Annotated in this window: 11 protein-coding genes; 2 read left to right on the top strand and 9 right to left on the bottom strand. The window is 58.5% G+C overall.

Going from position 1 to position 12,898, the window contains the following annotated elements; genetic code table 11:
- Positions 1 to 71: 71 nt before the first annotated feature.
- The gene (locus WE862_RS09530) at positions 72 to 1,502 is read right to left on the bottom strand and encodes an alanine/glycine:cation symporter family protein (RefSeq protein ID WP_033116082.1); all 1,431 of its coding nucleotides are present in this window, start codon (positions 1,500 to 1,502) and stop codon (positions 72 to 74) included.
- 711 nt (positions 1,503 to 2,213) lie between these two features.
- Between WE862_RS09530 and tal the strand changes: the two genes are divergently transcribed.
- The gene (gene tal, locus WE862_RS09525; RefSeq protein ID WP_033116083.1) at positions 2,214 to 3,164 is read left to right on the top strand and encodes a transaldolase; all 951 of its coding nucleotides are present in this window, start codon (positions 2,214 to 2,216) and stop codon (positions 3,162 to 3,164) included.
- A 159-nt stretch (positions 3,165 to 3,323) separates the two neighbouring features.
- On the top strand, positions 3,324 to 3,506 hold the full coding sequence (locus WE862_RS09520; RefSeq protein WP_005338547.1) for a DUF3545 family protein: 183 nt from the start codon (positions 3,324 to 3,326) through the stop codon (positions 3,504 to 3,506).
- A 150-nt stretch (positions 3,507 to 3,656) separates the two neighbouring features.
- On the opposite strand, the gene accA is transcribed toward WE862_RS09520, so the two are convergent.
- The 8 genes from accA to WE862_RS09480 all read right to left on the bottom strand — a co-directional run bounded on the left by accA (position 3,657) and on the right by WE862_RS09480 (position 12,865).
- Positions 3,657 to 4,607, bottom strand: a complete 951-nt coding sequence (gene accA, locus WE862_RS09515) for an acetyl-CoA carboxylase carboxyl transferase subunit alpha (protein WP_198493516.1) — start codon at positions 4,605 to 4,607, stop codon at positions 3,657 to 3,659.
- A gap of 15 nt (positions 4,608 to 4,622) precedes the next feature.
- Entirely contained in the window at positions 4,623 to 8,102 is a 3,480-nt protein-coding gene (gene dnaE / locus WE862_RS09510; protein ID WP_198493556.1) for a DNA polymerase III subunit alpha, read from the bottom strand.
- A gap of 68 nt (positions 8,103 to 8,170) precedes the next feature.
- Positions 8,171 to 8,761, bottom strand: a complete 591-nt coding sequence (gene rnhB, locus WE862_RS09505; protein ID WP_042030268.1) for a ribonuclease HII — start codon at positions 8,759 to 8,761, stop codon at positions 8,171 to 8,173.
- 153 nt (positions 8,762 to 8,914) lie between these two features.
- Positions 8,915 to 10,054 carry a lipid-A-disaccharide synthase gene (lpxB, locus tag WE862_RS09500; protein WP_042030266.1) on the bottom strand — a complete coding sequence of 380 codons (1,140 nt, stop codon included), beginning with the start codon at positions 10,052 to 10,054 and terminating at the stop codon, positions 8,915 to 8,917.
- A complete protein-coding gene (lpxA, locus tag WE862_RS09495) occupies positions 10,047 to 10,838 on the bottom strand; it encodes an acyl-ACP--UDP-N-acetylglucosamine O-acyltransferase (protein ID WP_042030265.1) in 792 nt (263 codons plus the stop codon). Before lpxA ends, lpxB begins: the two co-directional genes overlap by 8 nt.
- A 5-nt stretch (positions 10,839 to 10,843) precedes the next feature.
- Complete coding sequence (fabZ, locus tag WE862_RS09490; protein ID WP_005338559.1) at positions 10,844 to 11,305, bottom strand: 3-hydroxyacyl-ACP dehydratase FabZ; 462 nt, start codon at positions 11,303 to 11,305, stop codon at positions 10,844 to 10,846.
- A gap of 24 nt (positions 11,306 to 11,329) precedes the next feature.
- Positions 11,330 to 12,349, bottom strand: a complete 1,020-nt coding sequence (lpxD, locus tag WE862_RS09485; protein ID WP_005343790.1) for a UDP-3-O-(3-hydroxymyristoyl)glucosamine N-acyltransferase — start codon at positions 12,347 to 12,349, stop codon at positions 11,330 to 11,332.
- A gap of 3 nt (positions 12,350 to 12,352) precedes the next feature.
- Positions 12,353 to 12,865, bottom strand: a complete 513-nt coding sequence (locus WE862_RS09480; protein WP_033116088.1) for an OmpH family outer membrane protein — start codon at positions 12,863 to 12,865, stop codon at positions 12,353 to 12,355.
- Positions 12,866 to 12,898: the final 33 nt, after the last annotated feature.

Raw genomic sequence — 12,898 nt, 5'->3', positions numbered from 1 at the left:
GCGCATCACACAAGGCATAAAAAGAGAGGGGAGCCACCGGCTCCCCTCTCTTGCACATCATGCAACACGGATTACTTTTTGACGGGATTATCCCAGATACCCTCTTCCAGCTGGGAGCGGATCTCGGGATACTTGTTGGCATCAAAGGTAGGCACCTTGCCCAGCCTGAGCTGGTCGTTGTAATCCTTCGCCAGCTTGATGGCGACGCCGGAGAGCAGCAGGATGGCCACCAGGTTAACGATGGCCATCAACCCCATGGAGACATCCGCCATCGCCCAGACGGTCGGCAACTCTCCTACCGAGCCGAACATCACCATCCCCAGCACAAACATCCGGAACAGCATCAGGCCGCCCTTGTGGTTGTGCTCGAGGAACACCAGGTTGGTCTCGGCATAGGAGTAGTTCGCAACGATGGAGGTGAAGGCGAAGAAGAAGATGGCCGCCGCAATGAAGATATTGCCGCCATGACCAATCTGGGAGGAGAGCGCACGCTGGGTCAGCTCCACCCCGGTCACACCGGAGCCCGGCTCAAACTGACCTGACATCAGGATGATAGCTGCGGTACAGGTGCAGATGATGATGGTGTCCATAAAGACCCCCAGCATCTGCACATAACCCTGTGAGGCCGGGTGCGGCGGATAGGGGGTGGCAGTGGCTGCTGCGTTGGGAGCCGAGCCCATGCCCGCCTCGTTGGAGAAGAGACCGCGCTTGATGCCGTTGATCATCGCCTGGGAGATGGCATAGCCGAGCGCTCCCGAACCCGCCTGTTCAATGCCGAAGGCGGATTTGAAGATCAGCATCATCACGTGGGGCAGCTCGCTGATGTTCATGGCAACGATGACCAACGCCAGCAGGATGTAGGCCAACGCCATAAAGGGCACCACCAGCTCGGCAAAACGGGCGATGCCGCGAATGCCGCCGAAGATGATGAGGCCGGAGAGCAGCACCAGCGCCAGACCGCTGACCCAGTCAGGAATACCGAAGGCCACCTTCATCGCCAGACTGATGGAGTTGGCCTGCACCGCGTTGAACACCAGACCAAACGCCAGGATGAGGCAGAGCGAAAAGAGCACCCCCATCCAGCGCATGCCAAGCCCCTTCTCCATGTAGTAGGCAGGACCGCCACGGTAGTTGCCATCCTCATCCTTGACCTTGTAGAGCTGGGCCAGAGTGCTTTCGACGAAGGCGGTCGACATACCGATAAAGGCGATCAGCCACATCCAGAAGATGGCGCCGGGGCCACCCAGATAGATGGCGACGGCCACACCGGCCAGATTGCCGGTGCCGACCCGGGCTGCGAGGCTGGTGCAGAGTGCCTGGAAGGAGGAGATGCCGGCGTTGTCCGATTTGCGGCTGTTTTTCAGCACGGAGAACATGTGGCCGAAGTGGCGGATCTGGATAAAACCCAGGCGGAAGGTGAAGAAGATACCGACCCCGATGAGCAGGTAGATGAGCACGGCTCCCCACATCAGGTCGTTTAGCATCGCAATCAAGGTGTCCATAATTCTCTCGTTGTTATTCACATCCATGGCCAGTGCAAATCTGCGTACACAGGCCGCTTTCTGTCTGTTGTTTAATTATCGTGTCGCTAAAGGGGCGGAATCTAGCACAGCGGAAGAGTCCGGAATAGTGATCCCGATCACTCTGGACACAAAAAACGAACGGAAAACGCCACTAAAGCTCCATTTAAATCGCAAACTTTCAACAAATCCAATAATTTAATCAGACAAACGCGAATATAGCTCCATAGGAGTATTTTTCTGCCGGCCTATTTCCCTCCGTCAGAAACAGGCAAACGCTTGCATGAAACGGCTTTCAAGAGGGGATATTTCGCAAAACGTTTTCGCTGTAAGAAAATTTCAAGTATGCAACTCAAGAATTTATGTGATCGGCCACGCAAATATGAATATTGGCTAAAAAAAATGGCTTGGCCGCAAACCGGAAACGCTCTGCCGAAAATATAAAAAAACCTTATTAATCAGTATGTTTTGCACATTAAAACGGAATATCTCAACAGTCTGAATATTTAACAGCCAAGTGCCCCTATTGCAGGAAGCACCACATAAGTATTAATTAGGCAGGCAATGATGATGGGTCATACCCATCGCGCTTTTCTGAGCCTGAGGCATCAAGATCCTGTAATTTTATTTCAGAACCACCGTCTCAAGCCCGCAACCCAGGGATTACTCCCTCATTAAGAGATGACATTCGCTATGGCCGATAAATTAACCCAGCTGAAAGCCCTGACCACTGTTGTTGCCGACACCGGCGATATCGAAGCGATCAAACGCTATCAGCCCATCGATGCCACCACCAACCCCTCTCTGGTTCTGAAAGCCTCCGAGATCCCCGAGTACGCACCGCTGATCGAAGACGCCATCAAGTGGGCCAAATCCCAGAGCCAGGACAAGGCACAGCAAATCATCGACGCGGGCGACAAGCTGGCAGTCAACATCGGTCTGGAAGTGCTGAAGATCGTTCCGGGCCGTATCTCCACCGAAGTGGATGCCCGCCTCTCCTTCGATACCGACGCCAGCATCGCCAAGGCCCGCAAACTGATCCGTCTCTACAACGAAGCCGGCATCAGCAACGACCGCATCCTGATCAAACTGGCTTCCACCTGGGAAGGGATCCGTGCCGCCGAGGTGCTGGAGAAAGAGGGTATCCAGTGCAACCTGACCCTGCTGTTCTCCTTCGCCCAGGCCCGCGCCTGTGCCGAAGCCGGCGCCTTCCTGATCTCCCCGTTCGTGGGCCGCATCCTCGACTGGTACAAAGCCAAAAATGGCCGTGATTACACTGCCAGCGAAGATCCGGGCGTGGTCTCCGTTACCTCCATCTACAACTACTACAAGCAGCACGACTACCCGACCGTAGTCATGGGCGCCAGCTTCCGCAACACCGGCGAGATCCTGGAGCTGGCAGGCTGCGACCGTCTGACCATTGGCCCGGCCCTGCTGGAAGAGTTGAGCAAGGCTGAAGGCGCTGTGGTACGCAAGCTGGACTACACCGGCGAGCGCAAAGCGAAACCGACCCCGATGACCGAGGCCGAATTCCGCTGGGAACTGAACCAGGACGCCATGGCTCACGAGAAGCTGGGCGAAGGTATCCGCATGTTTGCCATCGACCAGGGCAAGCTGGAAACCATGCTGGCAGGCCGCCTGTAATCGGTTAATTTTTCTACTAAAAACCGGGCTCCCTCAGGGGAGCCCGGTTTTTTTGTACCCGACTTTTAGCACGGTCATAGAGCTGTAACGAAAACGTTTTATTTTCAACCTCGTTATGTTATACGGATGGTGAAAACGATAAAAACCAAGGAGGGAGCCATGGAAATGTTCAACTTCGATTATGACGAGGTAGTTGAGCTCGGTTCACGTAGCCGCGGGACAACGGGAAAAAAACGCAAATGGCGCGAGATTGAGGCGTTGAAAGACAAGCACCGCCTGCAGAAGGAGCTGCAATCAATCGATATCGCCTATGAAGGTCTGACCGACGAGATTGAGCTGTAATCGAGTCAATCTTGGTAAAAGCGCCCCGCTCACCCGGGGCGCTTTTTTGTTGCCTCCAACCAGTGCTCAGAAACACGCCTGACATCGTGTTAAAGGGCCATAAAACAAAAGCCCCCGTATCGACGGGGGCTTGATGCAGAGCAAGTGGACTTAGCAGTAGCCGTAGCCCAGCAGACGCTGGTAACGCAGCTCCAGCAGCTGCTCGCTATCGAGCGGACGCAGGGCATCCAGATCCTGCTTGATGCGCGCCTTGAGGTTTTTGGCCATCTTGGCGACATCGCGGTGAGCGCCGCCAAGCGGCTCCTCGACGATGGAGTCGATGAGCTTGAGCTCTTTCAGGCGCTGGGCAGTGATCCCCATCGCATCGGCCGCTACGGAGGCCTTGTCGGCACTCTTCCACAGGATGGAAGCACACCCTTCCGGCGAGATGACGGAATAAGTGGAGTACTGCAGCATGTTGACGCGGTCGCCCACGCCGATAGCCAGTGCGCCGCCAGAGCCGCCTTCACCGATCACGGTGCAGACTACCGGCACGGTCAGACCGGCCATCACCTTCAGGTTGCGGGCAATCGCTTCGGACTGGCCACGCTCCTCGGCACCCACGCCCGGGTAGGCGCCCGGAGTGTCGATAAAGGTGATGATCGGCATCTTGAAGCGTTCAGCCATCTCCATCAGGCGCAGGGCCTTGCGATACCCTTCCGGGCGCGGCATGCCAAAGTTGCGCTTGATCTTCTCCTTGGTCTCGCGACCCTTCTGGTGACCAATCACCATCACCGGCTCGCCGTCGAGACGGGCGATACCGCCCACGATGGCCTTGTCGTCGGCATAGGCGCGATCGCCAGCCAGCTCGTCAAAATCGGTGAAGATGTGCTCGAGGTAGTCGAGGGTATAAGGGCGCTGGGGATGACGCGCCATCTGGGATACCTGCCAGGCACCCAGATCACCGAAGATCTTCTTGGTCAGCTCTTCGTTTTTCTTCTCCAGCCGATGGATCTCGTCTTTAAGATCCACGGCACGATTGCCTTCACTCACATGCTTGAGTTCATCAATCTGCGCCTGCAACTCGGCAATCGGCTGTTCAAAATCCAGAAAAAGACTCATAGGGCCTTAGAACCTCTAATCAAAAACCAACTCGACCCGCTCTCGCCCAAGCAGGACGCGCAAGTCATCTAACAGTTGATCGGTGGGCGTCACCCGCCACTCGGTACCGAGCGTCAATCGCACCCGGGAGCCGGGGCGACGATAGTTTACCTGAACCGGACAGACTCCGGCACGGGCGGGCTCCAAAATCTCGCACAAACGCGGAAAAAAGCGATCATCGATACGCTGTTCATCAAGGGAGATGCGAATTGCTCTGGCAAAACGCTCCCTCGCATCGTTGATATCCAGTAATTCACGGGCCGACATTTTAAGGCCACCGGAGAAGTCATCAAAGCTGACCTGTCCAGAAACCACCAAAATACGGTCTTTTTGCATCAACTCTTCGTACTTTTCCAGCGCTTCGCTGAAAAGTGTCACATCGAGACGGCCGGAACGGTCGTCCAGAGTGAAGATCCCCATCTTGTTGCCGCGCTTGGTCACCATGCTGCGGGCGGCAATCACCAGCCCTGCCGCCGTGGTCACCGTATCGCGGGAGGTAGGATGCAGATCGCACAACCGGCCCGACGTATAACGACGCAATTCGCCGCTGTACTGGTTGATGGGGTGACCGGTCAGATAGAGCCCGAGGGTTTCTCGCTCCCCCTCCAGCCACACCTTGTCAGGCCAGTGCGGCACATTGGCGAACGCCTTCTTGACGTCGTCGATCTCCTCGGTGAGCACGCCGAACATGTCGACCTGCCCCACCGCCTGCGCCTTGGCATGCTGCTCGGCGGCGCGCATCGCCTCTTCCAGAGTCGCCATCAGGGCGGCACGGTGGGGGCCGAGCCGATCCATGGCGCCGGAGAGAATAAGCTTCTCCATCACCCGCTTGTTGAGCTTCTTGATGTCGACCCGGTTGCAGAAGTCGAACAGATCGCGGAACGGGCCGTCCCGATCCCGCGCGTCCAGAATCGCGTCGATGGGCCCTTCACCCACCCCCTTCACCGCGCCGATACCGTAGACGATGTGACCGTCTTCGTTGACGCTGAAGCGATAGCGGCCGGTGTTGACGTCCGGCGGGATCACGGTCAGCCCCATCCGCTGGCACTCGTCCACCAGGGTCACGATCTTGTCGGTGTTGTCCATATCGGCGGTCATGACCGCCGCCATGAACTCGGCCGGGAAGTGAGTCTTGAGCCAGAGGGTCTGGTAGGAGACCAGCGCATAGGCGGCGGAGTGCGACTTGTTGAAGCCGTAGCCCGCAAACTTCTCCACCAGATCGAAGATCTTCATCGCCAGTTCGCCGTCGACGCCATTCTTGATGGCGCCCTCTTCGAAACCGGCCCGCTGCTTGGCCATCTCCTCGGGCTTTTTCTTACCCATCGCCCGGCGCAGCATGTCCGCGCCACCGAGCGTATAGCCCGCCAGCGTCTGGGCAATCTGCATCACCTGCTCCTGATAGAGGATGATGCCGTAGGTGGGCTCAAGGATGGGCTTGAGGCTCTCGTGCTGCCACTTCTCGTCCGGATAGGAGATGGCTTCATTACCGTGTTTACGGTCGATGAAGTTATCCACCATGCCTGACTGGAGCGGGCCCGGTCGGAACAGGGCCACCAGTGCGATCATGTCTTCGAAACAGTCGGGCTGCAGCCGCTTGATGAGGTCCTTCATGCCACGGGATTCAAGCTGGAATACCGCTGTGGTCTCGTAGCGCTGCAGCAAATCGAACGACTTCTTGTCATCGATGGGAATAGCGGCGATGTCGACCGGCGGCTTGCCCTCTTTGGCAAGACGCGGGTTAATCATGCCGAGCGCCCAGTCGATGATGGTGAGCGTGCGCAGACCGAGGAAGTCGAACTTCACCAGACCGGCGTACTCCACGTCGTTCTTGTCGAACTGGGTGACCGGGTGATGACCCTCGTCATCGCAGTAGAGCGGCGCAAAGTCGGTGATCTTGGTGGGCGCGATTACCACGCCACCGGCGTGTTTACCGGCATTGCGCACTACCCCTTCCAAGCGGCGGGCCATGTCGATGAGGTCCTTGACCTCCTCATCCTGCTCGTAGAGCTCGGGCAGCTTGGGCTCGGCCTCGAACGCCTTGGCCAGGGTCATGCCGGGATCTGGCGGAATGAGCTTGGAGATGCGATCGACAAAACCGTAGGCGTGGCCCAGCACCCGGCCCACGTCCCGCACCACCGCCTTGGCCGCCATGCTGCCGAAGGTGATGATCTGCGACACCGCCTCCCGGCCATACATGTCGGAGACGTGCTCGATCACCTCGTCCCGTCGATCCATACAGAAGTCGACGTCGAAGTCGGGCATGGATACCCGTTCGGGGTTGAGGAAACGTTCGAACAGCAGGTCAAATTCCAGCGGGTCGAGGTCGGTAATCTTGAGGGCGTAGGCCACCAGAGAGCCTGCACCGGAGCCACGGCCCGGGCCAACGGGGATGCCGTTGTCCTTGGACCACTGGATAAACTCCATCACGATGAGGAAGTAACCCGGGAAGCCCATCTGGTTGATTACTTTCAGCTCGATATCGAGACGCTCGTCATACTCGGGACGGCGCTCTGCCCGCACCGCCGGGTCCGGGAACAGGAACTCGAGACGCTCCTCCAGACCCTCTTTCGATTTGGCCACCAGAAAATCTTCGGTGGTCATGTCGCCGGTCGGGAAGTTGGGCAGGAAATATTCGCCGAGACGCACCGTCACGTTGCAGCGCTTGGCGATCTCCACCGTGTTCTCCAGCGCCTCGGGGATGTCGGCAAAGAGCTCGCACATCTCCTCCTGGCTGCGCAGGTACTGCTGCGGGCTGTAGCGACGGGGACGGCGCTTGTCCATCAGGGTATAGCCATCATGGATGGCGACCCGGATCTCGTGGGCGTCGAAATCATCGGCGTTGAGGAACACTACCTCGTTGGTGGCCACTACCGGCAGCTCGAACTCGGTGGCAATGGCCACCGCCATGTGCAGATAGACCTCCTCGTCAGAGCGGCCGGTACGCAGCAGCTCGAGGTAATAGGCATCCGGGAAATGGGTCTGATAGAAGGCGACGCACTGCTCGGTCATCTGGCGGTTACCCTTGAGCAGGAACTTGCCCACATCCCCCTCGCGCCCGCCGGAGAGGACGATCACCCCCTTGGCGTGTTCGGCAAGCCAGGCCTTGTCGATGACCGGACGCCCCTGCACATGGCCGCGCTGATAACCGCGGGAGATGAGCAGGGTGATGTTCTGGTAGCCCTCGTTGTCCATGGCAAGCAGGGTGAGGCGGAACTGCTCGTCGCCAAGCTCGTCACTCTGTACCCAGAAGTCGGCACCGACGATGGGTTTGATCCCCTTGCCGTGGGCGGCACCATAGAAGCGCACCAGACCACACATGTTCATCTGGTCGGTCAGGGCAATCGCCGGCATGTTGTCGGCCGCGGCAGCCCCGACGATGGGATTGATCTTCTGCAGTCCATCCACCATGGAGAAGTCGGTGTGGACTCGCAAATGGATAAAACGGGGGTCAGCCATCGTCATGCCCTCTCATTACGCAAGCAGAACCAGCCAAGGCAGAAATCGTTCAGACAGATCAGCATGGATTATTCGAGCCCCAGTGCGCGGCGCACCGGCTTGAAGCTTTTGCGATACTCCGGCAGCGGGCCGCGCTCAGCCAGAATGGCGAGGTGCTCCGCAGTCGGATAACCCTTGTGGCGGGCGAAGCCGTACTCGGGGTGACGGCTGTCCAGCTCGGTCATCTCCGCATCACGGGTCACCTTGGCGAGGATCGAGGCGGCGCTGATGGCGGCCACCAGGCTATCGCCCTTGACCACGGCACGCGCCTCCATCGGCAGAGCCGGGCAGCGGTTGCCATCGATAAAGACCAGCTCGGGCGTCACCTTCAGCCCCGCTACGGCGCGCTGCATCGCCAACATGGTGGCATGCAGGATGTTGAGCTCGTCGATCTCCTCCGGAGTCGCACGGCCGATGGCGAAGGCCAGCGCCTTCTCCTTGATCTCGTCAAACAGAGCGAGGCGCTTCTTCTCGGAGAGCTTCTTGGAGTCAGCCAGCCCTGCAATCGGATTGGCCGGGTCGAGAATGACCGCGGCGGTGACCACGTCACCCACCAGCGGGCCACGGCCCACTTCGTCCACACCGGCAACCAGCTTGTCGTCAGGAATATCGATCATCATCTTGTAGCCTTGAATCAAAACAAGGAAGGTAGGTTCGAATAGCGAAGCGTATTCGAACGTTCCCTGGGCATCTATTAGTTAGGTGAGCGTTCGGCGACACAGTGACGCGATCGTCCAATTACGCCGCAGCGCGGCTAATCGAACCTACTACTGCTATCTGCCTAGCAGCTCGGCTACCGCCTCGGCAGCCTGCAGATCGGCGTTGCAGCGAATGAGTTGATGGAGCTCGGTGAAGGTGTTGACCAGCGCACTGTTGTCGTGCTCGAAATACTTGCTCACATCTTCCACCAGATTCTCCGGGGTGCACTCGTGCTGGATGAGTTCCGGCACCAGCATGCGCCCGGCCAGCAGGTTGGGCAGGGAGACGAATTCAGTCTTCACCAGCCGCTGGGCAAGCCAGTAGCTGAAGGGCTTGAGCTTGTAACCCACCACCATCGGCTTTTTCACCAGCATGGCTTCAAGCGCCGCCGTACCGGAGGCGAGCATCACCACGTCGGCGGCGATCATCGCCTCGCGCCCCTGCCCTTCCAGCAACACCATCTCGAGATCCGGTGCCACTTCAGCCTTGATGGCCATGAATTGCTCACGCCGTTTCTGGTTGACCAGCGGCACGATAAAACCGAGATCCGGATAGCGCACCGTCAGGTGTTTGCACGCTTCGAGAAACAGAGGGGACATAAAGCCCACTTCCGCCGTGCGGCTGCCCGGCAGTACCGCCAACCAGCGGCGGTTGGCATCGATACCCAGCTTGCGACGCACGGCAGCCTGATCCGGCACCAGCGGAATGTCATCCGCCATGGTGTGGCCGACAAAGCGGCAAGGGGCCTCGAAACGGTCGTAGAACGCTTTCTCGAACGGCAGGAAGGCGAGCACCATGTCGGTGGCCGCCTTGATCTTGTGAATGCGGTTCTGACGCCATGCCCACACCGAGGGGCTGACATAGTGAACCGTCTTGATACCGGCGCGGTGCAGTTTAAGCTCCACCCCGATATTGAAATCCGGTGCATCCACGCCGATGAAGATATCGGGCGGATTGGCGATAAAGTGACGCAGCAGTTCGCGGCGAACCTTGAGAATGCGCGGCAGACGGCCCAGCACCTCGGTGATCCCCATGACGGAGAGCTCTTCCATCTCGAACAAGGCCTTGACGCCCAGAGCCTGCATGCGCGGCCCGGCGATCCCTTCGAACTGCGCGTCCGGGTAACGGACTTGCAGCTCGCGCACCAGACCGGCAGCCAGAATGTCGCCGGAGACCTCTCCGGCGACGATACCGATACGAACCGGATCAGGCACGGATGATCCCGCGCTCGTTGTCTTTGAGGAAGTCCACATAGAGCTGGACGGCCGGCTCGGCTTGCGCCATCTCGATCAGCACAGGCAGCACCTCTTCGATGGTCTTGCCAGAGCGGAAGATCTCTTTGTAGGCACGCTTGACGGCAGAGATAGCCTCAGCGCTGAAACCGCGGCGACGCAGACCTTCGGAGTTGACCCCGAACGGCTTGGCGTAGTTACCGGCGGCCATCACGTAGGGCGGCACATCCTTGTTCAGGGCGGCACAGCCACCAACGAAGGCGTGGGAACCGACGCGACCGAACTGGTGAATGGCAGAGAGACCACCGAAGATCACGAAATCGCCGATCACCACATGGCCCGCCAGGGTCGCGTTGTTGGCGAAAATGCAGTTGTCACCGATGATGCAGTCGTGGGCAACGTGAACGTTGACCATGAACAGGTTGCCGCTGCCCACCTTGGTCAGGCTCTGGTCCTGAATGGTGCCACGGTGCACGGTGCAGTTCTCGCGAAAGACGTTGTTGTCGCCAATCTCGAGGAAAGTGCGCTCGCCGGCGTACTTCTTGTCCTGGCAATCCTCACCGATGGAGGTGTGCTGGAAGATCTTGTTGCCGCGACCAATCTTGGTCGGGCCCTTGATCACCACGTGGGAGCCCACCCAGGTGTTGTCGCCGATTTCTACCTCGGCGCCGATGACAGAAAAGGGGCCGATTTCAACCCCTTTACCGATCACGGCAGACTCATGGACGATAGCAGTATCGTGAATGGTGGCAGTCTGGTCGATCACGTGTGTTAAACCTCGCGTTTGGCGCACATCAGCTCGGCGGTACAGACCACTTCACCGTCGACGGTGGCGACACCGGTGAACTTGGCAATACCGCGACGCTCTTTCAGGAACTCCACGTCGAGCACCAGCTGGTCACCGGGGCCGACCGGACGCTTGAAGCGAGCGTTGTCGATTGAGGCAAAGTAATAGAGTTCATTGGGGGACGGCTTGCCCACCATGGTAAAGGCCAGGATACCGGTGGCCTGCGCCATCGCTTCCAGGATCAGTACGCCCGGGAACACCGGCTTGGCCGGGAAGTGCCCCTGGAAGATCGGCTCGTTGAAAGAAACGTTCTTGATGGCGCGCAGGGTTTTGCGCTCATCGCTGATCTCGTAGTCGTCTACACGATCCACCATCAGGAACGGATAACGGTGGGGCAGCAGATCCATGATTTCCTGGATGCCCAGGCTCTTCTTTTCAGTAGTCAAAACAGTACCCTATACCAATCGTGATTATTCTTGATCCAGCTTCTTCTCAAGCTTGCTTAACCGCTTGTGCATCTCTTCGATACGCATCACCCGGGCGGCGGTCTTGCGCCACTCTTTATTGGTTTGCAGAGGGATGCCGGAAGAGTAGACACCGGGCTCGGTAATGGGTCGCATCACCATGGCCATACCGGTAACGGTGGCCTGGTCACAGATCTCCATATGCCCGTTAAAGACGGAAGCGCCGCCAATGATACAGTATTTGCCGACCTTGAGACTACCTGCCATCACGGTGGAGCCCGCCACGGCGGTGCCGTAGCCGATCTCGACGTTGTGGGCGATCTGGCACTGGTTGTCGATGATGACGTTGTCAGCGATGCGGGTATCTTCCAGCGCACCGCGGTCGATGGTGGTGCAGGCACCGATCTCGACCCGGTTGCCAATGGTCACGCCACCGAGCTGGGGGATCTTGATCCACTCGCCACGCTCGTTGGCATAACCGAACCCATCGGCACCGATCACTGTACCGGATTGAACCAGACAGTCGGTACCCATAGTCACATTGTGATAGAGGGTGACGTTGGCCCACAGCCGGGAGCGGGCTCCCAGCCGGGTATTCTTGCCAACGAAACAACCCGGGCCAATGCGGACATCGTCACCCAGCACAACGCCGGATTCGATCACTGCATTGGCACCGATGGCCACTCTCTCGCCCAGCTGGACGTCGGCCGCGATGACGGCACTCGGATGGATATCCATGGCCGGCTGCGGGGTGGTGTCCAGCAGTTGGGCTACCCGGGCAAAACCCACGTAGGGATCCTTGAGCACCAGCGCATTGGTGGGACAAAAAGGGAGATCCGCTTCTGTAATAAGCACGGCAGTCGCCTTGCTCTGCTCCAGATAAGAGCGGTACTTCTTGTTGGACAGGAAGGTAATCTCACCCTCCCCGGCCTTTTCCAGTGTCGCTACCTTGCGGATTTCCAGGGTTCCGTCGCCATGGACCTGGGCCCCCAGTTGCTGGGCCAGCTGTGCGAGAGTAAATGCCATCAATTAGTTGCTCTTGCTTACCTGAGAAATAACCTGGCCGGAGATGTCCAGCTTGCTGGCGGCATACGGGGCGGCGTTACGCTCCAGCACCAGATCGTAACCATTGCTCTTGGCGATGGAGTCGATGGCAGCTTGCACCTTGGTCAGGATCTTGTTGCGCTCTTCAGACTGACGACGGCCATTGTCCTGCTCGAATGCCTGGCGCTTCTGGTTGAACTCCATCTGCAGCTTGGCCAGCTTCTCCTGGCTCTGCTTCTTCTGCTCGGCGCTCATGAAGGCTTCATCCTTGCGGAACTTCTCGACCAGCTTCTGGCCTTCCTGTTCCAGCTTCTGCAGCTCGCGCATGCGCGGCTCGAATTCGCCTTTCAGCTTGGCGGCAACGGCTTCACGCTGGGGCAGCTTTTGGAAAACTTCGCCCATGTCGACCACGGCAATCTTGGTCTCAGCGAAGGCAGAACCCATGCCGGCAGCCATCAGTGCAAAGCTCAAACCAGCTACTTTCAACGCTTTATTCACACTTACTCCTTGTTCCCTCATGGCGAGGGCTAC

Origin of the sequence: Aeromonas jandaei, from assembly GCF_037890695.1 — a bacterium.
Lineage (GTDB): Bacteria > Pseudomonadota > Gammaproteobacteria > Enterobacterales > Aeromonadaceae > Aeromonas > Aeromonas jandaei.
Note: the sequence above shows the minus strand (reverse complement) of the source record. Positions and strands in the feature narration are given on the sequence as shown.